General features: G+C 57.9%; 27 protein-coding genes, 1 tRNA gene and 1 pseudogene. 12 read left to right on the forward strand and 17 right to left on the reverse strand.

Annotation, left to right across the window (positions count from 1 at the left end; genetic code table 11):
• Window positions 1–72 precede the first annotated feature (72 nt).
• From ACZ1HE_RS09885 to ACZ1HE_RS09920, 8 genes are all read right to left on the reverse strand, one after another.
• A tRNA-Pro gene (locus tag ACZ1HE_RS09885) sits at window positions 73–149 on the reverse strand.
• A 59-nt stretch (window positions 150–208) separates the two neighbouring features.
• Window positions 209–799 (reverse strand): hypothetical protein, encoded by a 591-nt coding sequence (locus tag ACZ1HE_RS09890; protein WP_472620600.1) that lies wholly within the window; start codon window positions 797–799, stop codon window positions 209–211.
• 11 nt (window positions 800–810) lie between these two features.
• Window positions 811–1,011, reverse strand: a complete 201-nt coding sequence (locus tag ACZ1HE_RS09895) for a MerR family transcriptional regulator (protein WP_472620601.1) — start codon at window positions 1,009–1,011, stop codon at window positions 811–813.
• 18 nt (window positions 1,012–1,029) lie between these two features.
• Complete coding sequence (gene ihfA, locus ACZ1HE_RS09900; protein ID WP_085796394.1) at window positions 1,030–1,332, reverse strand: integration host factor subunit alpha; 303 nt, start codon at window positions 1,330–1,332, stop codon at window positions 1,030–1,032.
• A 107-nt stretch (window positions 1,333–1,439) separates the two neighbouring features.
• Window positions 1,440–2,411 (reverse strand): beta-ketoacyl-ACP synthase III, encoded by a 972-nt coding sequence (locus tag ACZ1HE_RS09905; protein WP_472620602.1) that lies wholly within the window; start codon window positions 2,409–2,411, stop codon window positions 1,440–1,442.
• Between the two features lie 3 nt (window positions 2,412–2,414).
• Window positions 2,415–3,533 carry a phosphate acyltransferase PlsX gene (gene plsX / locus ACZ1HE_RS09910; protein WP_472620603.1) on the reverse strand — a complete coding sequence of 373 codons (1,119 nt, stop codon included), beginning with the start codon at window positions 3,531–3,533 and terminating at the stop codon, window positions 2,415–2,417.
• 27 nt (window positions 3,534–3,560) lie between these two features.
• Window positions 3,561–3,767, reverse strand: a complete 207-nt coding sequence (gene rpmF / locus ACZ1HE_RS09915) for a 50S ribosomal protein L32 (RefSeq protein ID WP_472620604.1) — start codon at window positions 3,765–3,767, stop codon at window positions 3,561–3,563.
• A 209-nt stretch (window positions 3,768–3,976) separates the two neighbouring features.
• A complete protein-coding gene (locus tag ACZ1HE_RS09920) occupies window positions 3,977–4,507 on the reverse strand; it encodes a YceD family protein (protein ID WP_472620605.1) in 531 nt (176 codons plus the stop codon).
• 84 nt (window positions 4,508–4,591) lie between these two features.
• On the opposite strand from ACZ1HE_RS09920, the gene ACZ1HE_RS09925 reads away from it, so the two are divergent.
• From ACZ1HE_RS09925 to ACZ1HE_RS09945, 5 genes and pseudogenes are all read left to right on the forward strand, one after another.
• Complete coding sequence (locus ACZ1HE_RS09925) at window positions 4,592–5,062, forward strand: outer membrane protein assembly factor BamE (RefSeq protein ID WP_472620606.1); 471 nt, start codon at window positions 4,592–4,594, stop codon at window positions 5,060–5,062.
• Window positions 5,063–5,151: 89 nt separating this feature from the next.
• Window positions 5,152–5,897: pseudogene (locus ACZ1HE_RS09930) on the forward strand (GNAT family N-acetyltransferase).
• A 40-nt stretch (window positions 5,898–5,937) separates the two neighbouring features.
• Window positions 5,938–7,743 (forward strand): ABC-F family ATP-binding cassette domain-containing protein, encoded by a 1,806-nt coding sequence (locus ACZ1HE_RS09935; protein ID WP_472620607.1) that lies wholly within the window; start codon window positions 5,938–5,940, stop codon window positions 7,741–7,743.
• Window positions 7,740–8,165 (forward strand): GNAT family N-acetyltransferase, encoded by a 426-nt coding sequence (locus ACZ1HE_RS09940; RefSeq protein ID WP_472620608.1) that lies wholly within the window; start codon window positions 7,740–7,742, stop codon window positions 8,163–8,165. The genes ACZ1HE_RS09935 and ACZ1HE_RS09940 overlap by 4 nt, the downstream gene beginning before the upstream one ends.
• Window positions 8,166–8,705, forward strand: a complete 540-nt coding sequence (locus tag ACZ1HE_RS09945) for a chloramphenicol phosphotransferase CPT family protein (protein ID WP_472620609.1) — start codon at window positions 8,166–8,168, stop codon at window positions 8,703–8,705.
• 2 nt (window positions 8,706–8,707) lie between these two features.
• Here the strand turns inward: ACZ1HE_RS09945 and ACZ1HE_RS09950 are convergent, their stop codons facing one another.
• The 3 genes from ACZ1HE_RS09950 to tyrS all read right to left on the reverse strand — a co-directional run bounded on the left by ACZ1HE_RS09950 (window position 8,708) and on the right by tyrS (window position 11,864).
• Window positions 8,708–9,463: a 3-hydroxyacyl-CoA dehydrogenase gene (locus tag ACZ1HE_RS09950; RefSeq protein ID WP_472620610.1), complete on the reverse strand. Its 756-nt coding sequence runs from the start codon at window positions 9,461–9,463 to the stop codon at window positions 8,708–8,710.
• A 53-nt stretch (window positions 9,464–9,516) separates the two neighbouring features.
• Window positions 9,517–10,383 (reverse strand): GNAT family N-acetyltransferase, encoded by an 867-nt coding sequence (locus tag ACZ1HE_RS09955; protein WP_472620611.1) that lies wholly within the window; start codon window positions 10,381–10,383, stop codon window positions 9,517–9,519.
• A 233-nt stretch (window positions 10,384–10,616) separates the two neighbouring features.
• Window positions 10,617–11,864 carry a tyrosine--tRNA ligase gene (gene tyrS / locus ACZ1HE_RS09960; protein WP_472620612.1) on the reverse strand — a complete coding sequence of 416 codons (1,248 nt, stop codon included), beginning with the start codon at window positions 11,862–11,864 and terminating at the stop codon, window positions 10,617–10,619.
• 107 nt (window positions 11,865–11,971) lie between these two features.
• On the opposite strand from tyrS, the gene ACZ1HE_RS09965 reads away from it, so the two are divergent.
• Complete coding sequence (locus ACZ1HE_RS09965) at window positions 11,972–13,084, forward strand: anhydro-N-acetylmuramic acid kinase (protein WP_472620613.1); 1,113 nt, start codon at window positions 11,972–11,974, stop codon at window positions 13,082–13,084.
• 71 nt (window positions 13,085–13,155) lie between these two features.
• Here the strand turns inward: ACZ1HE_RS09965 and ACZ1HE_RS09970 are convergent, their stop codons facing one another.
• Both ACZ1HE_RS09970 and ACZ1HE_RS09975 read right to left on the reverse strand, forming a co-directional pair.
• On the reverse strand, window positions 13,156–14,046 hold the full coding sequence (locus ACZ1HE_RS09970) for a fatty acid desaturase (RefSeq protein WP_472620614.1): 891 nt from the start codon (window positions 14,044–14,046) through the stop codon (window positions 13,156–13,158).
• Window positions 14,047–14,086: 40 nt separating this feature from the next.
• Window positions 14,087–14,506: a cupin domain-containing protein gene (locus tag ACZ1HE_RS09975; RefSeq protein WP_472620615.1), complete on the reverse strand. Its 420-nt coding sequence runs from the start codon at window positions 14,504–14,506 to the stop codon at window positions 14,087–14,089.
• A gap of 91 nt (window positions 14,507–14,597) precedes the next feature.
• Between ACZ1HE_RS09975 and ACZ1HE_RS09980 the strand changes: the two genes are divergently transcribed.
• Window positions 14,598–16,016: a protein adenylyltransferase SelO gene (locus ACZ1HE_RS09980; RefSeq protein ID WP_472620616.1), complete on the forward strand. Its 1,419-nt coding sequence runs from the start codon at window positions 14,598–14,600 to the stop codon at window positions 16,014–16,016.
• Between the two features lie 127 nt (window positions 16,017–16,143).
• Here the strand turns inward: ACZ1HE_RS09980 and ACZ1HE_RS09985 are convergent, their stop codons facing one another.
• The gene (locus tag ACZ1HE_RS09985; protein ID WP_472620617.1) at window positions 16,144–17,019 is read right to left on the reverse strand and encodes a DMT family transporter; all 876 of its coding nucleotides are present in this window, start codon (window positions 17,017–17,019) and stop codon (window positions 16,144–16,146) included.
• Between the two features lie 135 nt (window positions 17,020–17,154).
• On the opposite strand from ACZ1HE_RS09985, the gene ACZ1HE_RS09990 reads away from it, so the two are divergent.
• From ACZ1HE_RS09990 to ACZ1HE_RS10000, 3 genes are all read left to right on the forward strand, one after another.
• On the forward strand, window positions 17,155–17,841 hold the full coding sequence (locus ACZ1HE_RS09990; protein WP_472620618.1) for an endonuclease/exonuclease/phosphatase family protein: 687 nt from the start codon (window positions 17,155–17,157) through the stop codon (window positions 17,839–17,841).
• A 213-nt stretch (window positions 17,842–18,054) separates the two neighbouring features.
• Window positions 18,055–18,234 carry a hypothetical protein gene (locus ACZ1HE_RS09995; RefSeq protein WP_472620619.1) on the forward strand — a complete coding sequence of 60 codons (180 nt, stop codon included), beginning with the start codon at window positions 18,055–18,057 and terminating at the stop codon, window positions 18,232–18,234.
• A gap of 73 nt (window positions 18,235–18,307) precedes the next feature.
• The gene (locus ACZ1HE_RS10000) at window positions 18,308–19,030 is read left to right on the forward strand and encodes a winged helix-turn-helix transcriptional regulator (protein WP_472620620.1); all 723 of its coding nucleotides are present in this window, start codon (window positions 18,308–18,310) and stop codon (window positions 19,028–19,030) included.
• Window positions 19,031–19,114: 84 nt separating this feature from the next.
• On the opposite strand, the gene ACZ1HE_RS10005 is transcribed toward ACZ1HE_RS10000, so the two are convergent.
• Entirely contained in the window at window positions 19,115–20,425 is a 1,311-nt protein-coding gene (locus tag ACZ1HE_RS10005) for a DEAD/DEAH box helicase (protein WP_472620621.1), read from the reverse strand.
• A 397-nt stretch (window positions 20,426–20,822) separates the two neighbouring features.
• Here ACZ1HE_RS10005 and ACZ1HE_RS10010 point away from each other — a divergent pair, with 397 nt between their 5' ends.
• Entirely contained in the window at window positions 20,823–21,236 is a 414-nt protein-coding gene (locus tag ACZ1HE_RS10010; protein ID WP_472620622.1) for a Fur family transcriptional regulator, read from the forward strand.
• Here the strand turns inward: ACZ1HE_RS10010 and ACZ1HE_RS10015 are convergent.
• Together ACZ1HE_RS10015 and ACZ1HE_RS10020 are read right to left on the reverse strand one after the other, a co-directional pair.
• The gene (locus ACZ1HE_RS10015) at window positions 21,233–21,625 is read right to left on the reverse strand and encodes a hypothetical protein (protein ID WP_472620623.1); all 393 of its coding nucleotides are present in this window, start codon (window positions 21,623–21,625) and stop codon (window positions 21,233–21,235) included. The genes ACZ1HE_RS10010 and ACZ1HE_RS10015 overlap by 4 nt on opposite strands.
• Before the next feature lie 50 nt (window positions 21,626–21,675).
• Window positions 21,676–22,539, reverse strand: coding sequence for a DMT family transporter (locus ACZ1HE_RS10020; protein ID WP_472620624.1), 864 nt, complete (start codon window positions 22,537–22,539; stop codon window positions 21,676–21,678).
• Window positions 22,540–22,687: 148 nt separating this feature from the next.
• Here ACZ1HE_RS10020 and ACZ1HE_RS10025 point away from each other — a divergent pair, with 148 nt between their 5' ends.
• A complete protein-coding gene (locus ACZ1HE_RS10025) occupies window positions 22,688–23,557 on the forward strand; it encodes a DMT family transporter (RefSeq protein ID WP_472620625.1) in 870 nt (289 codons plus the stop codon).
• Window positions 23,558–23,577 lie beyond the last annotated feature (20 nt).

Here is a 23,577-nt window from a genome sequence, read left to right on the forward strand (position 1 = left end):
CGGCCTCTCCCCTTTGGCAGAGGCCCCGGCATCCCTTTCGGGTTCGCCTCAATTTGTATCGTCGGTGTGATTTGGTCGGGCTAGCAGGACTCGAACCTGCGACCTTCCGTCCCCCAGACGGACGCGCTACCAGGCTGCGCCATAGCCCGACGATGTGGCGTTCATAACGGTTTTCCCGGCAGGGGCAAGAGGAAATCATTGCCTTTTTTTATCCTGCCAAATTCGCCTCGTGGCGTTCGATCCATGCGCGCAGTTCAACAGCCAGTGGTTTGAGTTGTTCGGCCTGTGCAGAGGTCAAGCTGTCGAGCGATGCAAGATGCTCCAAGACACCCGTATCTGCTTCGATTTGATCGTCAGAGGGAACATCGGGGACATTTATCGCGCGTGGTTTTGGCTCAGCAGCTTCGGCAGCAGCAGGTGTTTGAGATGAAATTTCCATGGCACCGGGCGACTTGCCAGAGGTTTTGCCATCGGTGGGCTCGGATGCTTCGATATTCAATGTCGCCTGTTGTGGTTCTTGATCAGATCCCTCTGGCAACTCTGTTTTGATTCGGGCGGGCTTCGACAGGAACGACGGCAACTCCTGTGATCCGCTTTCTGCTAGTTCCTCGGGTGACGCCAGCTCCATCCCGATTTGACCATTACCTTCTTTTTCAGTTGAAGGTTTTTCGATCGTCTTGGTTTGAAACGGAACAACAGTTGCGTCCGCTTCGATTTGAACGCTTGCTGCGGTTTCTTCCAGGCCTTGCGACAACTCGGCGACATGCCCGACACCTTGCTCCCGCAGTATCTTTTGCACGCCCTTGATGGTCAGCCCGTCGTCGTGGAGCAGTTTCTTGATCCCCCCAACAACAACATGTCGGCGGGGCGATAGTAGCGTCGCCCACCAGCGCGCTTTACCGGTTTGACCTGACTGAACTTGCTTTCCCAGAAGCGAAGAACATGCGCCTGAATCCCCAGCCACTCCGCAACTTCACTGATTGTGCGAAAGGCGTCTGGTGATTTGCTCATGCGCTCGAATTCCTAGAACTATTTTCGATTCCCGGCAGCAACCCGGTCCTTCATTAAATGAGAAGGTCTGAATGTAAGTACCCGTCGTGGTTGAATTGGAACTTCTTCTCCGGTTTTGGGATTGCGGCCGATACGCGCCGATTTATCCCGCACGCTGAAGGTGCCGAAGGAAGAGATCTTCACTTGTTCTCCACGTACCAGGGCGTCGGACATATGCTCCAGCATACTTTCAACCAGCTGAGCACTTTCGTTTCTGGAAAGCCCGACCTCGCGGAAAACCGCTTCGCTCAAGTCCATTCGAGTTAGAGTTTTTTCACCCATACCATCCCCCTGTTCTTGCCAGAGCATAGGGTGTCTGGAATTTAGCTGTCAATATCAATGAATTGCACAATGGTCCGTGCGCTGTATCGTGCCCAAGTTACGAATGGTCACCAACGCAGGGCAACGGCCCCCCACGCAAGACCACCGCCAATGGCCTCGGTCACGATTAAGTCACCTTGTTTGACCTGGCCCCGTGCTTTTCCGACGGACAATGCAAGCGGAATTGACGCGGCTGAGGTGTTGCCGTGATCCTGAACAGTCACAACAACCTTTTCCATGGGCAGCCCCATTTTCTTGGCCGTTCCTTGAATGATGCGGATATTGGCCTGATGCGGAACAATCCAGTCAACGTCCGACGCCTCAAGATTGGCCTTTGCCAATGCTGATTCGGCCGTTCTGGCCAGTTTTTCAACTGCGTGGCGAAATACTTGGTTGCCTTGCATCCTTAGATGGCCGGTCGACTGCGTGGACACACCACCATCAACATAAAGTAGATCCTTGTAGCGTCCGTCAGAATTCAAATCGACGGAAAGGATTCCGCGGTCGTCAGAGGTCCCGTTTCCCTGTTGTAGTTCAAGAACCAGCGCGCCAGCGCCATCACCAAACAAGACGCACGTCGAACGATCAGTCCAATCCATGATCCGGGAAAACGTTTCCGCACCAATGACGAGAACGCGCTTGGCTTGTCCTGAAATGATCAAGGCATTTGCATTGCTCAGTGCAAAGACAAACCCGGCACAAACAGCCTGAACGTCAAAAGCAAAGCCTCGGGTCATTTCCAAAGCGGACTGAACCATGGTTGCTGCGGACGGAAAGGTGAGGTCCGCAGTCGATGTCGCGACGATAATCGCATCTACGTCGTCTGGCTCAAGTCCGGCGTCGGCAAGAGCAGCCAGTGCGGCCTTAGTAGCCAATTGGGATGTTGTTTCACCCTCGGCGGCGAAATGCCGACGTTCAATGCCCGAGCGGGCTCTGATCCATTCATCGGTAGTATCGAGGGTCGCCTCGAACTCGGAATTAGGAACGATGCGTTCGGGCAGATAGTGCCCAACACCTGTGACGACTGCGCGGCCTGTCATGGGTTATTTTTGCCCTTCTTGTCCTTCTGCGTCCGTCGACGCTGAGTGAGCTTCATCTTGGGTAAGCTCGACAGTGGATGCAACCCGCGCGGCAAGTTTTTCCGCGAATCCTGATTGCGCCAACGTAAAGGCCAGTTTGACGGCCGAAGAAACGCCGGTTGCATCGGCGCCTCCGTGTGATTTCACAACCGTTCCATTCAGGCCCAGAAATACACCGCCATTGACCCGACGCGGATCAATCCGCTTTTTGAGACGATTGAGCGAGGTGATGGCCAGAACCGACGCCAATCGTGACAACGGGGAGTATTTGAAGGCCTGTCTGAGAAGATCACCAATCAAACTGGCAGTGCCTTCGCCGGTCTTGATCGCGACGTTGCCAGTGAATCCATCCGTTACGATCACGTCTGCTCGGGTTCCCGGAATATCGCCACCTTCTACGAAGCCCACGAACTCGAAACTCGCAGCTTCGGCAAAGTCGGCAATCTGGGCGTGCGCCTCTTTTAATTCGGGGCGACCCTTGTGCTCTTCGGTTCCGACGTTCAACAGGCCGATGCGAGGGCGGGTCAGTTCGAGGCCGTTGCGGGCATATGAGGCGCCCATCAAGGCGTACTGCAGCAGGTCTTTGGCATCAGCACGCACATCAGCCCCGACGTCCAGCATAACGTTAAACCCCTGCGGGTTCATGGATGGCCACAATACGGCAATCGCCGGGCGGTTCACCCCGGGAAGTTTGCGAAGGCGCATCATGCTGAGAGCCATCAGGGCGCCGGTGTTGCCGCAGGATACGGCACCTGCAGCGTCGCCGTTACGCACGGATTCCAGCGTTGACCACATGGATGTTCCCTTACCATGTCTGACGACTTGGCTTGGTTTGTCTTCCATCGTAACGACGTCAGTGGAATCACAAAAAGCGACGCGTCCATCCAGGATGCGTCGCTTTGCGACCAAGGGGCGCAATGTGTCTTCTGGTCCATGCAGAATGAACCCGATATCCGGATTCTTGTCTGCTGACTGTGCAATACCTGCCACAACGGCCAACGGTCCGGCGTCACCGCCCATAGCGTCAACCGAGATAATGATACGACCAGCAGTGGTGCCGATCTGATCGGACTGTGCCGTCATTATTGCGTGGCCTGTGCGTGCAAGGACTTAGGCTGCGTCTTCGTCCAGATCGATTTCGTCGGCCTGAGCGACGATCTCTTTGTCGTCGTAGTGGCCGCACGCCGCGCAAACGTGGTGGGGGCGTTTCAGCTCACCACAGTTGGGGCATTCGTTCGGGTTAGCAGCAACCAGAGCATCGTGCGCACGACGGTTGTTGCGGCGCGACTTGGATACTTTGTTCTGTTGGACAGCCATTGTCTCAACCTTTGTTACAGAGGGCCTTGGAGTTGCTCCATGGGCCGAGTTTCAGTGTTCGTTCTCTTGGTGTGACGCGCGTTTAAGCCTGAGCCGCGGCAATGTCCAACCGTAAATCCGATGAGCGCGCGAAAATACTGCGATTCTCGTTTTGCGCAAGGGGTTTTTGTGCAGGCCTGCTATGACAGCTTTCGCAGGCTCTGTCATTCCTATTTTTTCAGCTTGTCCCGCAATTCTGCAAGACCGGCAAAGGGTTTGACATCCTCGTCCGTCAACGCCGCCTTTCCGGGTTCGGTAATATTCAATTGTCCCAGTTCGGCCCCATCCGCGCGTGGATATTCAGGAAGATTGAGCGCCAATGCCTCGACCATGATCGCAAACACATCGATTTCTGATCCAAGTTGGTCGGTTTCATCATCCTCGCTCATTTCCACTTCGGATTCTTCTGGATCATCCCATTCGGCCAAAAGGACGCGGCGAATAGGCAGGTCCAGACGGTTGGTCACAGGTTCCAGCGTGACAACACAAGGCTGTACGACGGTTGCGCCCAGATCAGCCCGGATTTCCCAGTCTTTCTTGCCGCTGGTGGCGATGTTTCCTGCGAAACTAAGCTTGCGCAGGCCAAGCAATCCCAGTTCCGATTGAATCCGGCTCAGCGTGTCGGCATCGGGGCGCAAAGAAAAAGACGTCGGAGCGTTCTGCGGCAGATCTGCGACCCGCCAAACGGTTTTGTCGGTCATGAAACGACTTTCGTTGGTTGAACCAGAGGCTCGGTTTCTGTAATCGGGATAAAAGGCGTAATGAGCCAAGGCAAGAGGGCAGACATGTTCAAGACCGCAGACCTGCTGAAACCGGCGTATCGCATCGCTATTTTATGCGCAACGGCCGGTGTCCTGACGGCCTGTACCTCTATCTACCGTAACCATGGCTATGTTCCCACCGCAGAGGATTTGGCCCAGGTTCAGGTTGGGGTCGACACACGCGACAGTGTGATCGAAACTGTGGGTGCACCCAGTTCGGGCGGTGTGCTTGAAGAAAGTGGATACTATTATGTCGCCACCCGGATGCGTCACTACGGGCCTCGTCGTCCCGAAGTAGTCTCGCGACAGCTGGTCGCCATCAGCTTTGATCAGCGCGGTGTGGTTCGCAACATCGAACGGTTCAGCCTGGCCGATGGTCAGGTGGTCCCGCTGGAGCGTCGCGTGACCGACTCGAGCATCGAAGACAAAACGTTCCTGCGTCAGTTGCTGGGCAACTTGGGCAACTTCAACCCCGGTTCGGTTCTTAACCAGTAACCCCAATACCTGTCACCATGGCGACACACCTTGTATGCTAGGCGGGGCTTGGCTACGGTTTTGGCGTCATCGTGCAGAGGAACGGGATCTTGGCATCGGGTACACTTCTGAGCAGAGGTCGCTACCGCGCCCGAGTGGGCAGTGGGGCCGATGATGCCCTGGACGCACAACGACTGCGAACAGCGGCCTTTGGAAGGGATGCGTTGGACCAGGATGCCTTTGACGACATCTGTGTACACATCCTGATTGAGGATTCTGAGACAAGCCAATTGGTGTGCTGCTTCCGGATGCTTACGATGGAGGGGGGCATGAGGTTGCTCGCAGTTATTCGGCTCAATTCTATGATCTCTCTGCACTTGGTGACTTTCAGGGTCGCATGGTCGAGATGGGGCGGTTTTGCATCGACCCGGCACTCAAGGATCCGGACATCCTGCGTGTGGCTTGGGGGGCGATGACTACCTTTGTCGATGACAACGGGATTGAGATGCTGTTTGGCTGCTCGTCCTTTGCAGGCACCGCGACCGAGGAATATTTGGACGCGTTTGCCATGCTCAAGCACCGCTACCTCGCGCCCAAACGCTGGTTGCCCCGGGTCAAGGCGCCCAACGTTTTTCGCTTTGCTGCCCGGCTGCAGCGCAAACCGGATGCCAGGAAAGCGATGCTCAGGATGCCACCCTTGCTGCGTACCTATCTGATGATGGGGGGCTGGGTGAGTGATCATGCGGTTGTTGATGACCAGATGAACACGCTGCATGTTTTTACGGGCGTCGAAATCCAGGCGATTCCACCCGCGCGCAAAAAACTACTGCGGGGTGTGGCGGGCAGCGCGACTTGATCTTGTTGCAACGGACCTTCTGCTGACATAGTCAGCGTTTATGTCGACGATACCTCTTTTGCAGATGTCCGGAATTTCGCTGACCTTTGGCGGCAACCCGGTGTTTTCCGAGCTTGATCTGGTGGTTCAGCCAAGCGACCGTGTAGCGCTTGTTGGCCGCAATGGCTCGGGCAAATCCACCTTGATGAAGGTTATGGCCGGTTTGGTTGAACCAGACGAGGGCTCCATCGTCGTGCCGCCGGGCAAATCGGTGGGCTACATGGAACAAGACCCTACGATGGAAGGGTTTGCCACGCTTGGCGATTATGCCACCAGCGCGCTGGAGCCGGGCGAACTCTACAAGGTCGAACGTGCAGGCGAGGGGCTGAAATTCGATCCTGCACGCCCTGTGGAAACCGCCTCAGGGGGTGAACGGCGCCGTGCAGCCCTTGCCAAGCTGATGGCCGAAGCCCCCGATCTGATGCTGCTGGACGAACCCACCAACCATCTGGACATCGAAGCGATCGCCTGGCTGGAGCGTGAATTGGGCGCGACACGCGCAGGATATGTGCTGATTTCACACGACCGCGCGTTTTTGCGGGCGCTGACCCGCGCGACGCTCTGGATCGACCGGGGGCAGGTGCGGCGGCAAGAGAAAGGGTTCGAAGCCTTCGAGGCGTGGCGCGATCAGGTCTGGGAAGAAGAAGACATGCAGCGCCACAAGCTGAACCGCCTGATCAAATCCGAGGCCCGTTGGGCCGTCGAGGGCATCAGTGCACGCCGCAAACGCAATCAGGGCAGGGTGCGCGCTCTGCAAAACCTGCGCGCCGAACGGGCGGGCCAGATCAAACGGCAGGGGACTGCGGATTTTGCCTTGGAAGCCAGCCCCAAATCGGGCCGCAAGGTGATCGAGGCGCAGGGGATTGCTAAAAGTTTTGGCGACAAACAGATCACACGCGGTTTTGATCTGACCGTGCAGCGCGGCGACCGGGTCGCCTTTGTCGGCCCCAACGGCGTTGGCAAGACCACGCTGCTCAAGTTGCTTTTGGGACAGGAAACTGCGGACGAAGGCACAGTCAAGCAGGGTACCAACCTGGAGATCGCCGTCTTCGACCAGGCCCGCTCGCAGCTGGACCCTGACATGAGCCTGTGGGACAGTCTTACGGGTGATCCGGACATGCGCGTTTCGGGCAAAGCTGATCAGGTCATGGTGCGCGGGATGCCAAAACACGTTGTGGGCTATCTCAAGGACTTCTTGTTTGATGAACGCCAAGCTCGCGCGCCGGTCCGTTCGCTGTCGGGCGGAGAGAAAGCACGTCTGTTGTTGGCCAAGCTGATGGCACAAAGCTCGAACCTTTTGGTGCTTGATGAACCAACAAACGATCTGGACGTCGAAACCCTCGACCTGCTGCAAGAGTTGCTCGATGACTATGACGGTACCGTACTACTGGTAAGCCACGATCGTGATTTTCTAGACAGGGTGGCCACGACAACCATCGCGATGGAGGGCAACGGCAAGGCAACGGTCTATGCAGGCGGTTGGAGTGATTACATCGCGCAGCGTGGGCCGATGGAAGGTGAAAAAGCTGCAAAACCAAAGGCCAACAAGCCGAAGGTCAAGCAAGAGCCCAAGCAGAAATCGGGGCTGTCCTACACTGAAAAACACCGGTTGGAGAAACTGCCAGCCGAGATCGAACGCCTTGAGGCCGAGATTGCCAAGCTCGAAGAGTTAATGGCCGATCCTGAACTCTTCACCCGCGAGCCGGTCAAGTTCAAAAAGGCCACCGAGGCTTTGGTGCAGCGGCAGGAAAAACTCGCCGCTACCGAAGAAGAGTGGCTGGAGCTGGAAGAAAAGGCCGAAGGATGACACATCTGATCCGGCTGGCCACACAAGACGACGCCGCAGCCTGCGCCGCAATTGTGAACGGCTGGATCGATGCAACTCCCTGGTTAGAGCGGTTTCACAGCGCGCAAGCCATCGAAGATATGATCTACTCCGGTATTCCCCTGCGCGAGTTCTGGGTCGCGGGGGATCCGGTCTCGGGCTACCTGTCTTACAACGTCGAAGACGGGTGCGTCATGGGGCTCTACACCGCGCAGCCCGGATCGGGTGTCGGCAAAGCGCTGCTGGATCGCGTGAAGCAGGGGCGGGATCGTGTAACGCTGTGGTCGCACCTGCCCAACACCGACGCACATCGTTTCTATCGGCGCGAGGGTTTCGAACTGACCGGCGCACAGCGCGATGGTGACGACGGTTTGGTCGAGATCGAATTCGCTTTGGAGCGGTAGATGGCGCAGGTCATCCTTTTGAACGGCCCCTCCAGCAGCGGCAAATCCACCTTGGCGCGGGCAGTGCAAGCAAAAGCTGACCCGCCGTTCTGGCATATCTCGCTCGATCATCTGCGCGACGGTGGCATCCTGCCAATGGATCGGTTCCGGTCAGGTGATCTGGATTGGAAAGCGCATCGGGCCCGCGTGTTCGACGGGCTGCATGCAATGGCCTCTGCCGCAGCAGATGCAGGTAACAATCTGATTTTCGATCATATTCTGGAAGAACAAGTGTGGATCGACACGCTAAAGGACAGCCTTGCGGGGCATGATGTGCTCTTTGTTGGCGTTTACTGCGATCTTGATGTTCTCAATGCGCGCGAACGCAAACGAGGGGATCGTCCGATTGGCAGCGCGGCGCTGGATCATGCGTCGGTACATTTCGGTCGAACTTATGACATCAAGGTGGACGGATCGGCATCAGTTCAAACGAATGTCGATGCCATCCTGAAGGTCTTGGACAGTGGGCGGCGTGTGTCCGAATTTCACACCGCCCGCTGACATCACCGCATGCGCAATGCGCCGTCTAGGCGGATCACTTCGCCGTTCAAATAACCCATCTCGACCATGAACCCGGCCAGACGCCCGTATTCCGCCGGATCGCCCAGGCGGGCAGGGTTTGGAACATCTGCGGCCAGCGAGGCTTGGATGTCTTCGGGCAGCCCGGCCAGCATAGGCGTCATGAAGATCCCCGGTGCGATGGTGTTCACGCGAATGCCGGTTGAGGCCAGATCACGCGCCATCGGCAAGGTCATCCCAACGACACCGCCCTTGGAGGCGGAATAGGCAGCCTGACCCTTTTGGCCGTCGAATGCCGCGATCGAGGCGGTGTTGATGATCACACCGCGCGCGCCATCGGGTTCCGGCTCGTTTCGGCCCATTTCCATCGCAGCCAGACGCGAGACGTTGAACGTGCCAACCAGGTTAATGTCGATGGTGCGCTGAAACGCGTCCAACGGATGCGGGCCGTCTTTGCCCACGGTCTTGATGCCATAGGCAATACCGGCGCAGTTCACACAGGCGGTGATCTTGCCCATCTTGTCCATGGCATGTGCGATTGCCGTCGCCACAGATTCTTCGTCGGTGACGTCGGTCTGGGCAAAATAGCCGCCAATCTCTTCGGCGACCTTGGGGCCGCGCTCGGCGTCGCGATCCAGAATGGTGACCAGCGCGCCCTTGCTGGCAAAGTGGCGGGCGGTGGCTTCGCCCAGGCCAGATGCGCCACCAGTGATGACTGCGGTCGTGGTGGACAGTTCCATTTTGGGCTCCTCTCCCTATGATTTGAACATGTGTTCAAATAATCACGCAGACGTCACCCTGTCCAGTCATCGAACATCAGCTTGGCATCGAGCGCGGCGAGGGGACGCAGCGTTCTGCCCAGAGGCGGCCACCAGAGCCAGGTACCACCCAGTTTGCGCGCCTGTGCCCCAGTGCCCAGCTTGAACCGCGCAAGTCCCGGCGCGTCCTCTGTCGAAATGAGGCCCAGATCGAACCGCTGCACGCCCTTGCGCGCGGCCCAGGTCACGGCCTGCCATAAGAGCAAGTTCTGCGCCGAATGATGCCGTCCCCGTGCCGTCGTGTGGGCCACGTGATAGGTTGCCACCGGGCCGTGCCGCAGCAGCAAAAGCCCCGCGACCGGGGTTTTGTCGGCAAGGGCGGTGAAAAGTTTGACCTTGCCCGGATTAGCCTTGGCAAACGCACAGGTCAGCGCGGTTGGCCAATTGCGATAGCGTCGCTGGCGCTGGACCGTGGCGTCCTTGCTAAGCAACCAATGGCCCGTATCGAAAGGCATGTTCTGGCGGGTAACCCGCAGGTTCTGCTTTTCGGCCTGTTTTAGTCGGTTGCGCCATTTCTGGTGTAGGGCCGCCCGCAGATCACCTGTCAGGTCCAACTCGGCACAGGTGACCGGGCTGATCAGGGGCAGCGCGCCGATCCCGGGCAGATCTGGAGAGGGCTGGTCCGGATTCAACAGGACCGGCGTGCGTACGCCAGCCAGAATCGTAGGCAAGTCCTGAACACGCGTCTGAAACCGCGACAGCATCAAACACGGGCCACGTTTCAAGGCAAATGTCTCGTCCTCAAGCTGCACTGGGGAGCGTCCAAAACGCGTCAGCGCGGCGGCAAACTCGGGGCTTTGTTGCAATGCGGGCAGGGGCGCCGTGGCGGTAAAATCGAACATGTGTCCGATTAACGCGTCAGAAACCTAAATCACGGTTAATGACATGCATGACCCGTGTATACGGCCAATCGGCCCCTAGCCCCCGAATGACCAAGGTTGCCGCCCTTTTGCTGGCCATTGGGTTTTCAGTGCCCGTGTATTTGGTGCTGAGCTTGATTGACTGGCTTTGGCTATAGACAAAGAAAAACCGCCGTCTCCGTCGGAGCGGCGGTTTTTCAGTCGTTCAAGTGGGCTTAGCCGAGCTGCACCAGCGCGTGGCGCTTCTTGCCCGCGCTCAGCTTGATCGGCGAGGTCAGCGTGCCTGCGTCAATCATCAATCCGCCATCTGTCAGTGGCGCGTCGTCCAGTTTGGCACCATTTTCAGCAATCAGGCGCTTGGCCTCTTTGCCGGATTTGGCCAGGCCGGATTTGACGATCAACTGCACAATGGAAACCGGCAGGTCACCTTCGGCCAAGGTCAGGGTGGGCAGGTCATCGCCCACACCGCCCTTTTCGAACACTTCGCGCGCAGTTGCTTCGGCGGCAGCCGCTGCATCGGCGCCATGGCAGAGCGTGGTCACCTCATTGGCCAGCACGATCTTGGCATCGTTGATCTCGGACCCGGCCAGCGCGCCCAGGCGGTCACATTCGTCCACCGGTAACTCGGTGTAGAGCTTGAGGAACCGGCCGACGTCAGCATCGGTAGTGTTGCGCCAGAACTGCCAGAACTCGTAAGGCGAGCGCATGTCGGCATTGAGCCAGACCGCGCCGTCCTGCGATTTGCCCATCTTCTTGCCATCGCTGGTGGTCAGCAGCGGCGAGGTCAGGCCAAACACTTCGCCTTCAATCGTGCGACGGGTCAGGTCAATGCCGTTGACGATGTTGCCCCATTGATCCGAGCCGCCCATCTGCAGGATGCAGCCATAACGGCGGTTCAGTTCCATGAAGTCATAGGCTTGCAGGATCATGTAGTTGAATTCCAGGAACGACAGCGATTGTTCGCGGTCGAGACGGGATTTCACGGATTCAAACGCCAGCATCCGGTTGACCGAGAAATGACGCCCGATGTCACGCAGGAATTCCAGGTAGTTCAGGCCATCGAGCCATTCCGCATTGTTCAGCATCAGCGCCGCGTTCTCAGCTCCGCTGTCATAGTCGATGTAGGCCGAGAATACCTTTTTGATGCCCGCGATGTTGTCGTCGATCTGCGCCTCAGTCAGCAGCGGGCGCTCATCGGCCCGGAAGGACGGATCGCCCACTTTAGTGGTGCCGCCGCCCATCAGTGTGATCGGTTTGTGACCGGTCTTTTGCAGCCACCGCAACATCATGATCTGGATGAGAGAACCCACATGCAACGACTTGGCCGTCGCATCAAAGCCGATATAACCCGGTTGCACACCCTTGATCAGTGCCTCATCAAGGCCCTGATAATCGGTGCAGTCAGCCAAAAAGCCGCGCTCGATCATCACAGCGATGAAATCCGATTTGGGATGGTAGGTCATGTCTTGCCTCGGGTTTGTGTTGCGGGGCAGTGTATAGAGTGCAAAGGCACCAGAGGGAAACCATTTTCCATGTGTTTTTGCGGGGTGGGACAACAAAGGATAGGGCCATGAGCAGGGCCATCAGGCAAGACGGGCCGATCCGGGCCTTGGGGGCGATGTCGGGCACTTCGCTGGACGGGGTGGACGCAGCCGTAGTCGAGACCGACGGCAAGCGCATTTTCGAATTTGGGCCAAGTGGTTATGAGGGGTACACACCCCAGCAGCGCGAGGTATTGAGGGCGGGTCTGGGACAATGGACCGGCGATGCCGTTGATGCGGCCGGAGAGCTGGTGACGCAAGCACATGCGTTGGCGTTGTCCGAATTCGAAGATGTGGAGCTGGTAGGGTTTCATGGCCAGACCTTGGCGCATGACCCACAGGGGCGACGAACCCTGCAGGTTGGCAACGGTGCAGAGCTGGCGCAGGCTTTGGGGCGCCCGGTGGTCTGGGATTTCCGGACCGATGATGTTGCCATGGGCGGCGAGGGCGCGCCGCTGGCGCCGTTTTTTCACTTTGCCTGTGCCAAGTGGATGGGGGCGACCGCGCCGCTGTGTTTCCTGAACCTGGGCGGGGTAGGCAATCTGACTTACGTCGATCCGTCCTTTGACCACCCCGAACAGCCGGGTGCCTTGCTCGCTTTTGACACCGGCCCAGCCAATGCCCCGATCAACGACTTGATGCAGGCTCGCCTTGGGGTGCCGATGGATAAGGACGGCGCCGTTGCCGCGGATGGCGAAGTTGAAACCGGTGCTTTGGAGTTGTTCTTGGCAGAGCCGTATTTCTCAAGAATGCCTCCTAAATCTCTGGATAGGAATGATTTTTCTGAAATGATCGGTTTGGTGCAGGAACTGGGAAACCCTGATGCTGTCGCCACGTTGACAGGCATGTGCGCCGCCGGTGTGGTTCAGGGCATGGAGCACTGCCCCAAACCACCCACCCGCGTTCTGGTTACAGGTGGCGGTCGCCAAAATCCGGTGCTGATGGAGATGCTGCGCGTCTCGCTCGATTGCCCTGTCGAAGCGGTCGAGGCAGTAGGGCTGGACGGCGACATGCTTGAGGCGCAGGCTTTTGCCTATCTCGCTGTGCGGGTGGCAAGGGGAATGCCTACGTCCTGTCCTGGAACCACCGGGGTTAAGGCCTTGGTCGGCGGCGGGATTGTCAGTGTACCGGATGTAGAATAGCGGGTATGGGGCTCTGCCCCTGTCGCTGTGCGACTTCTCCGGGATATTTTTGGCCAGATGAAGATTGGACCCTAACGTTTAAGGGCGCGGGCGTAATCCGCCGTGAACTCGGTGTAGCCGTCTGAGGTTGATTTAAGGTGCTCTTGCGTCCAGCGGTGGAAGGCTGGGAGTTGGTAGAATGGCACGTTGGGAAAGCTGTGATGCTCGGCGTGATAGGGCATGTTCCAGGCCAGAAATCGCACAATCCGGTTGGTGAAAGTCGTGCGTGAATTCTCTAGCATGTTGGCCACTGGCGGGCAGAGGCCGTGTTCTGCAAGCAGATAGAGCCGCAGAATCGGCTGGCCAACAACGAGTGGCAGCAGCCAAACCCAAAACAGCAGCGGTGACCAGATCAGGCTGAATGCACCAAGCAAATAGAGACCAAGCAGAACGCGTGCCTCGCGCTGCATTGCGCCATGTTGGCGTTCGGGCAGGTAGGGGGCGTCGAGTTGTCCCTGTGCGTTGGCGGCAAGCGTTTTCGCCATGCCGGACCAATAGAACCAGCCGCTGAGGTAGATCAGCATATCGGGCCAGTTTCCCGGGCGTGGTTTGCCCGCCAGTTCCGGGTCACGGTCGGGGTCGTTGGTCCATTTGTGATGGGCCAGGTGGAAATAGCGAAACCAGATAAAGGGCAGGGCAATCAGCAAGCCGACAGCGTGGCCTACGACCTCGTTCAGCCAGCGGCTTTTGAACGGGGTCTGGTGGGTGCATTCGTGGCTGAGCGTGAAGAGGAACACCAGCAGAATCCCCTGGGGCAGGATCAGCAGGCCCCAAAACGGAACCTGTATCACGATGCCAAAGGTGCTGAGCCCCAAGGCCGCGACATAGAGTGCCAGGTGTTTTGATCCGGCCCAGTCAGACCGTTCGATCAGCTTAGCTTTGGCCTCGGGCGGCAGGCTGGAGATGAGCATGCGGTGGTCCATGGGATCAGCCTGTCAGCGGCTTCTGGGTTTGGCAAGCACCTCATGCGCGGGGGATGTCGAACCCTTTGTTCGCCAATTCGAACCCTTCGAATTGGAAACCGGGGGAAACAGTGCAACTGACCAGAGTGTAATCGCCCGTGGTCCGCGCCGCCTGCCAATGGCCTTCGGGGACAATTAGTTGCGGTGCCCCGTTGTTGAGATCAGGACAGAGCGTGTGGTCACTGGCGGGGCCTTCATCGGTGGCGCTCAACGACAGGATCAGAGGAGCGCCCGCGTGATAGAGCCAGATCTCAGTTGCATCGACCCGGTGCCAATGGCTGTTTTCGTCGGCTTTCAACAGAAAGTAGATGCAGGTGCCGGTGGGACGACCGTCATTTTCGGCCACCCATGTCTGGCGATACCAGCCGCCTTCGGGATGGGGGGACAATTGCAGGTGGTTGATGATCTGCTCAGGGGTCATTGGGGCCTCGATGGTAGGTTTGGTGCAACTATGCCGAGGACGGGCGGATTGTGCTATGGCAATCGTGGGTTCAGGACTTATGTTGCGGCACATGACACTGATGATCCCCTTCGACAATTCTTATGCCCGCCTGCCCGGCGTGTTCTATTCGAAACAGGCGCCGGTTCCAGTGCGCGCGCCGCGACTGGTAGCATTCAACACGGATCTGGCAGCGGTGATGGGCATCGCGCCGGGTGACGTGCAAGAGATGGCGCAGGTTTTTGCAGGAAATCAGTTGCCCGAGGGTGCCGACCCGATCGCGCAGCTTTATGCGGGGCATCAATTCGGCCATTACAACCCACAGCTTGGCGATGGACGCGCGGTGCTTTTGGGGGAAACCATTGGTTCGGATGGCCTGCGGCGAGATCTGCAACTCAAAGGGTCTGGCCGCACGCCTTATTCGCGGCAAGGCGACGGGCGCGCCTGGTTAGGGCCGGTGTTGCGTGAATATGTGGTTTCCGAGGCAATGCATGCGCTAGGTATTCCGACCACCCGTGCCCTGGCCGCAGTTGAGACCGGTGAACCTGTATTGCGAGAGGCGCCATTGCCGGGGGCCGTGCTGGCGCGTGTGGCGTCAAGTCACCTTAGGGTGGGAACGTTTCAGATTTTTGCGGCGCGCGGTGAGATGGGCAGTCTCAAGCAGCTGACCGACTACGCCATCGCGCGGCATTATCCGCAGGCTGATGGTGCAATGGGACTGCTGCGCGGGGTAAGGGACGCGCAGGTTAAGCTGATCGCGCAGTGGATGGGCGTGGGGTTCATCCACGGGGTGATGAACACGGACAACAGCTCGATCGCAGGGGAAACCATCGACTATGGACCGTGTGCCTTTATGGACAGCTATCACCCGAACACGGTCTACAGCTCGATCGATCGGATGGGTCGATACGCCTATTCCAATCAGCCTGACATCGCGGTCTGGAATATGGCGCAGCTCGCCACATCCCTGATCCAGCAGATGCCGGATCGCGAGGCCGCTGTGGAAGAGGCGACCGAGATTGTGCATGCCATGCCCGACCTGCTGCAAAAGGCGTGGCTGGTGCAGTTTCGGCACAAAATTGGGCTGACCCAGTCACAGGATGGCGATGCCGAACTGATTGCGGATCTGCTGCAGCGCATGGCGCAGAATCAAGCGGATTTCACCAATACGTTCCGTAACATCGGGCGTGCTGAGGCTCGGGATCAATTTATTGATCCGGTGGCTTATGACGAATGGCTGAAGGGTTGGCAGGCAAGAGTTCAGGGCGAGGAAAATCCACTGGACGTGATCAAAGCTACAAACCCTGCCTTCATTCCTCGCAATCACCGGGTTGAGCAGATGATCAAGGCGGCGGTCGATGGGGACTATGATCTCTTTCAAAGACTGCAAGAGGTTCTGGCCAAACCCTACGAGGATCAGTCGGATCATGCTGATCTGCAAAGACCTCCGGCCGAGAATGAGGTTGTGCAGGCGACATTCTGCGGAACCTGATCTCCGCCGGTCACATCTCAATGCCCTCTCGTTCTGCAGTGGCACGCCTCGCCGCAGGCGAGGCGCCCGGCCCAACGGAGGAAGGGCCCGTCAGGGCATGCTGCGAAGGCGGGAGTGCCCCAAGTCCTCAGGGCCGGTTGATCAGATAGATGCCAACGGCGACCAGCGCCAAAGCGGCCCAGATTTGCAGGCCGATCTGTTCACCCAGCAATGCCCAACCCAGCAGAACCGCCAGCACTGGCGACAAAAAGCTGAACGAGGCCACACCGCTGGCCTGATAGACAGCCAACAGGCGAAACCAGGCCATGAAACCCAGACCAACAACGCCGATGGCTTGAAACGCAAGGCCCGCCAAGTGAATGGGCTGCACGTCCCGCACCAGCTCGCCAAACAAAGGGGCGGCCAGCAACAAGAGCGGTGCAGACACCACCAACTGACACATCAGCTGCATCTCGGCGCTGGCCTTTGACAGGTCCGTCATCCGCACCACAAGCGCAATACCGGCCCAGCACATTGCGCCAAGAAGCGAATAAAGATCACCCGCAAGGCTCACTTGGCCGCCATCACGCTCGGCAAACGCCACGATGATGCCACCCATGGCCAACATCAGGCCCACAATACGCACCGGACTGAGCTTTTCGCCGGGCAACAGCAGGTGCCCGGCCAATGTCAGCCACACGGGCATTGAGTAGAAAATGATCGAGGTGCGTGACACGGTCGTCACATCCAGCGCGGAATAAAGGCTTATGAATTCGATCGTGAACAGCACGCCCGAGAGAAGCCCACCCCAAAGGGCAGTTCGGGGCAATTCGACTCGCTTGCGAAACACCCACATCCAGCCGAATAGGAAAATCAGGGCGATCACCGAACGCAGGCCCGCTTGAAACACCGGGCCGAACCCTGTGCCAGTGACCTTGATCACCACTTGGTTGAAGGCAAGCAACAGCGCGATACCGATCAGGGCGACGGCACCGGTGGTGTCAATGGGGCGTTTTTGATCCATTTGCCCAGAGGATGGGCAATGTGTTGTTATGTCAACCGGTTTCCGGTTCATCATCCAGGGTGAGACCTTGCGTCCCTTGGACCTATCCCGCAACATCGCTCAGATTGCAGACATTCTCTTTTTGGACCCCACTCCATGCTTCGATTGGCCAGTTACAACATACAAAAATGCGTCGGGCTCGACTTTAGACGTTTGCCACGGCGCATCCTTCAGGTGCTGGACAGGATCGGCGCGCAAATCGTGGTGCTGCAAGAAGCCGACAAACGCCTGCCGCCGCGCCCTGCAGCCCTGCCGCATTTCGTGTTGGACGAAGCGGGCTGGAACATCGTCGATCTGGGTGGGGCAGGCAGCCTGGGTTGGCATGGCAATGCTGTAATCTGGCGGGGCGAGGGGCTGCGCGAGCTGGAAACCGGGCAAATGGCCCTGCCGGGGATGGAGCCGCGCGGCGCGGTTTGGGTGTCCTTTGACACGCCCATCGGTCCGCTGCGGGTGGTAGGGGCGCATTTGGGGCTGTTGTCCCATTCGAGGCAGCAGCAGGTGATGCACATCAGCCGCCACATTCAAGACCTGCCAGAAATACCCACTGTCTGGGCCGGAGATTTCAACGAATGGTCGCGACAACCGGTGCTGGACCATCTGGCACCCAAGATGAAATTCCTGCCGCCACTTCCCAGCTTTCCTTCACCACAGCCAATTGGCCCACTTGATCGGATCGCTCTGGGGCCGGGCCTGCACGCCGCCCGGCACGGGGTGCATTCGGACCGCCCGGCGCATATTGCCTCAGACCATCTGCCGATTTGGGCGGATTTACAGGCAAGTTAATTGGCGGGCTGGCACGGGTCCATTTGGGTTTTGATGGTATCACCGCAGCAATGTGTCATCATAGCTTCGGTTGGCGTGGTTCATCACCTCACGCCGCAACTCGGTCAGAAATCTCGTCCCTTACCGATCAACAAAACTGATTGCGCCAGCGCATCCTGTCCCACCGGTTTTTGCGACTGCTGGCCGCGCCCCTTTGGCCGGTTCGTTTGAGAGATGTCAGCCTTGGTGGACAGGCGCTGTAGCAGTGAAAAACACGCAGCTGAGAGCATTTGCTTTCCGTTTTTAAGCCGCGTGGGAGAGAAAAAGATCAAAGAAGCTGGCATTTTACGTCCTCCAGAAATGAACTCTGGTCAGGATCTCATTGGTGAAGATGTGCAGATAGTCACGCGTTGACATTGGTCCGCTACGCTTTTGGTACTGGACTGGAAAACCTCTGCGAGTCTCAGCCTTGCAGCAGGGGGATGTGATGACATCAGCAAAGCCATATGGCCTCCTTTGTCCGGTATCCAAGGCCTGCGACGTTCTTGGCGCGCGGTGGACGCTACCGATCCTTTGTGAAATGTGGGCCGGAGAAACGCGGTTCAACGACATTCGGCGGGCCGTCGGTGGCGTCTCTCCAACCGTTCTTTCACGGCGTCTGGCCGAAATGGAGCAAGCTGGTCTGATTGTTCGCGTCAAAGACCCGGCAACAGGGACGATTGACTATATGCGAACCCAAAAGGCAATTGACCTTGAACCGGCGTTGGTTGCGTTGGGGCGCTGGTCTCAGCGCAACATCGACGCTGAAATGGCGTTGTCATATGATCTGTCGACACTCATGTGGGCCATGCGCCGACTGGATACCAGAAGTTTTCCAAACAGACGTGTCGTGATCCGTTTCAAGTTCAACGAAAGCTCGGGAGCGCATGACAAATACTGGCTTTTGTTTCGACCGGGCATTCCGCTGGAGATCTGCGTTGACGTTCCCGGCTTTGACGTCGATGTCTTCGTTGAAACAACACAGCAGTCGTTTGCCGCCGTCATAATGGGGCGGTCGACGATAGAAAGAGAAATTGGTGATGAACGGCTATTCATAACCGGCGATGCGTTCATGATGAAAAATCTGTGTGAGTGGTTCCCGCGCTCAAACTACGCAAATACAGAAGAGATTTTGCAAACCCGGGACGCGACACTCAGCGTTGGCTCGTGAAGAGCGTCGGGTTCGTTCATCAAGTTTCCAACAGCATTCGAATTTAAAAAAAACGCGCCCATAAAGGGCGCGCTTCGTTGAAACTTATGCCGCTGAGCGTGGCCCGCTTTTGGCACCGCGCTTGGGGCCGCGACGGCGCCGGTTGCTGCTGCCTCCAGGCTTGGCGCCGACCCCACCTTGTGGGCCGCCACGGTTACCACCACGGTTGCCGGCACCACGACGCGGACCTTTGCCTCGCGCGGGCTTTGCCTCTTCCTCGACCGGCTGCCACGGGCGCCCTGAGGCGACCGGGATCTGCTGGCCGATAACCTTCTGGATCGCGCGGAATTCATCCATTTCATCGGGTGCGCAAAATGCAATCGCAGCACCGTCCTTGCCTGCACGGGCAGTACGTCCGATCCGGTGAACATAGGCGTCCGGAACGTTGGGCAAATCATAATTGTAGACGTGTTTGACGTCCGGGATGTCCAGACCACGAGCAGCAACATCCGTAGCCACCAACACTTTGACGGTGCCGGACTTAAAGGCGGCAATCGCCCGTTCACGCTGACCTTGGCTTTTGTTGCCGTGCACGGCTGCTGTAGCGTAACCGGCTTTCTCAAGCACGCGCGCCAACTTGTCCGATCCATGTTTGGTGCGGCCAAAAACAATTGCGCGTTCTTCGCGGTGACCATCCAACAATTCGATCAGCAGCTTGCTCTTTTCGGCCTTGGCGATGAAATGGATCGCCTGCGTGACCTTGTCGGCGGTTTTGCCGGGGGGCGAGACCTCGATCCGTTTGGGATTGTGCAGATAGCTTTGTGCAATCTCGTTCATCTGCTTGGGCATGGTGGCCGAAAACAGCATGGTCTGGCGCTCTTTGGGCAGGACGCCCGCAATTTTGCGCAAAGCATGGATAAAGCCCAAATCCAGCATCTGGTCAGCCTCGTCCAGCACCAGAAAAGAACACTCCTCCAAGTCCACAGCCTTGCGGTCCATCAGGTCCAGCAGGCGGCCAGGCGTGGCCACCAGAATGTCGACACCACGTTCCAGCCGCTTGATCTGAGGATTGATCGAAACACCGCCCACAACGATCGCGACTTTGATCGGCGTGTTTTCTGTAAATGCTTTCAGCGTCTCGGCAATTTGTTGTGCCAGTTCGCGTGTGGGGGCCAGGATCAGGCTGCGCACCACGCCTTGTGCGGGCTTGCGGCCGTACTTCAGCATCAAAGTAACCAGCGGCAGGCCAAAGGCTGCCGTCTTGCCGGTGCCTGTCTGGGCCAGGCCCATTACGTCTTCTCCGTTCAGAGCGTGCGGAATGGCACGTTTCTGGATCGGGGTCGGGTCGGTGATGCCCATATCGGTCAGGCGGTTCACCAGGACCTTGGGCAGGTCCATCATGTCAAAATCGCTCACTTCATATCCTTTCGCGCCTGCCGAAAGGACAAGCGCAACATCGTCGCCCCCTATGGGCGACGTCTTGGGGCGCGCGGAGCCTCGGGCTTGCGGGGCCGAATGCCCTTCAAGCCGGTCCGGCGCTTTGCCCCACGCGTGATTTTGGGAACAGCAGGTTCAGGTCCATGACTACGATCCGGGTCTCGGATCGGGCGGTTCGGCCGCTCTTTGGTCTTTTCTGCTCACGCGGCAGAGGACAAAAACCTTACGCTCACATGGAGGTAAGGTCGGAGTTTGTCAACCCAATGCGCGTTTCACGTTGCAAGTGAGCAACGTGCACTTTGGCAAGATTTTCGGTTTTCCTGTGACCTGATTTGGATTACACCGGAAAACCATTCGACCTTTGGGGACCGCGTTCATGCCGGACACAATTATCTCGCGTTGCGAAGCCAAAGGGCTGCGCATGACAGGTCAGCGGCGTGTTATCGCCAAGGTTCTGCAAGAAAGCGATGACCATCCAGACGTCGAAGAGCTTTACTCTCGGGCCAGCGCGCTTGATTCCGCGATCTCGATTGCCACGGTCTATCGGACTGTCAAACTGTTCGAGGAGGCTGGCATTCTGGAACGCCTGGAATTCGGTGATGGCCGCGCCCGCTATGAGGATGCCGAACGCGATCATCATGATCACTTGATCGACATGAACTCGGGCGAGGTGATTGAATTCTGTGACCCCGAGATTGAGGCGTTGCAGGAAAAGATCGCCGCCAAGCTGGGATATGAGCTGCGCGGTCACAAGCTGGAACTATACGGCGTGCCGCGCAACAAAGATTAGTCCCGGATCGTTTTGTCGTAGCAGTATGCCTGAGCTTGTGCCGAACTGAGCGTATTGCCCACCAGATCAACAGTGTTCGAAACCGAGTTTACCTGTCCCTGTTGGGGTGGCGTAAGGCTGAATTGGACCGACGTCTTGCCCGGTTCTGCGGCGCTGTTACCACGGCCTCGCCAAACAAAGATGCGGTCGCTGGATGACCCTGACAGCTGCGAGATAACATAGTCGCCAGCACCACACCAATAATCACCGGGTGCGCGCCCGCTTTTGACCACCACTTCGAACACATTTGCAGCGATGGGATAGACGTTGAAGTTGTTGGCATAACCTGCCGAGGCCATATGACCCGGCACCATGAGACCCGTCAGCAGGACGGCTTTGATCATGTTCATTTTCGTTCTCCCCTTTGGTATCTGTGATACGCGTCAGGGCAGGGGATGGATCACCGGCGTGCTCGGTTCACTGCCTCGCGGTGAAAGATGTAGAGCGACGAGGCGATGATTATCATGGCCCCAAGCAGGGTCATCGCGTCTGGTATTTCAGCAAAGAAAAAGAACCCAAACGCGGATGCATAGATAAGCTTCATGTATTGAACGTTGCCAATGATGCTGGCTTCGCCCAAGCGCAGGGCCTGAACGCCTATCCACTGGGCCACGGTGGCGATAACGCCAAGAGCGATCATGAATAACAGATCATCCACGTTTGGCGCTTTCCAAAGCCAGATGAGTGGGATGCCTGCCAGTAGCCCCACAAAGAACGATTGATAGATGAGCAGAGTGGCCGTGCTTTCAGTCTGAGAAAGTTTGCGGATGCAGACTCCGGCAGTTGCTGCTCCCAAGGCGCCCACAACGGGGATCAATGCATATGGGTCGATGAACCCGTCCAATCCGGGACGCATGGCCACGAGAACGCCCAGAAACCCCACGCCAATGGCGGCAATGCGGTGGCGACCAACGTTTTCGCCCAGGAAAAATGCCGCCAAGAGCGCCAGAAAAAACACCTGAGCAAAGGTCAGCGTCACGGCGGTTGCCAGAGGCAGAACGGCGACGGCCCAAATGCCCGCGGTCAGGGCCACAAATGCTCCGATGATCCGGATTGCGTGGATGCCCGGGCGACGGGTGCGCAGGCTGCTCGGGAAATTGCGGATGACCTGTGGTGTGGCCGACAGAAACACAACGATCTGGCGAATGAACAGGATCTGCAGCACGTGGTATTCCGTCACTGCCACCTTGGCCATGGCCGCTGTGGTAGAAAAGAGCGCCACCGACACCATTGACCACAGGACCCCCTGCAGGTTCCTCGACATGCGTTGCTCTCCCACTCGGCTTCGCTTGGGGCGAGTATCGGACACTGCCATGACAATGAAAAGTCTGCCCGCTTTGCCGCTTGCACAAGTGATGCGAATTCGTCATGGCTTGCGCAGTACACGACCCTTTTTTGTGGGACCCCTGACAATGGAAAATCTGCGCGGCGCCGGATTGATGACGCTGGCCATGCTTGGCTTTGCGTTTGAGGACATGTTCATCAAGCTGATGGCAGATGCCATGGCGACCTGGCAGATCATTCTGGTGCTTGGGTCGGGCGGGGCGTCTGTCTTTGCCTTGCTCACCCTGTTCAAGCGCCAGCCGCTCTTTACCCGCGCTTATCTGAGCGCGCCTGTTATGTTGCGCAATTTGGGCGAGTTGATCGGCACCTTGGGGTTTGTCACCGCCATCGCTCTGACGCCCATCTCGCAGGCCTCGGCTATTTTGCAAGCCACACCCTTGGCTGTGACCCTTGGCGCTGCGTTGTTTTTGAACGAGCCTGTAGGTTGGCGGCGATGGTCGGCGATCCTGGTGGGTTTTGCGGGAGTTATGCTGGTTATCCGTCCGGGCACAGAAGGGTTCGACATCCGCTCACTTTTTGCCGTGCAGGGCGTTGTGGGACTGGCGATCCGCGATCTGGCTACCCGTAAAGTTCCCGCCGAGACATCCTCTTTCCAACTGAGTTTTCTGGCGTTCCTGATGTTGATCCCGGCGGCCTTTATCCTGTCGCAGTTCAGTGATCAGACGTGGGTCGCGCCCACGCCTCATATCTGGGGCCTGTTTGTGGGCGTCGTAGGTCTAGGTGTTGCCGCTTACTACGCCATCGTTGCCGCCATGCGTATCGGCGAGGTGTCATTTGTGACTCCGTTCCGCTACTCGCGCATGATCTTTGCGCTGATAGTGGGTTTTGTGGTGTTCAACGAGCGTCCCGACACTTTGATGCTGGCAGGGGCGGCCGTCATTGTGGGCTCGGGCATTTATACGATCTGGCGTGAGCGCAAACATCGCCCTGCGGCTTAAGAGCCCCTTTTATCATGGGC

Source organism: Falsiruegeria sp. JB4-1 (genome assembly GCF_055693495.1).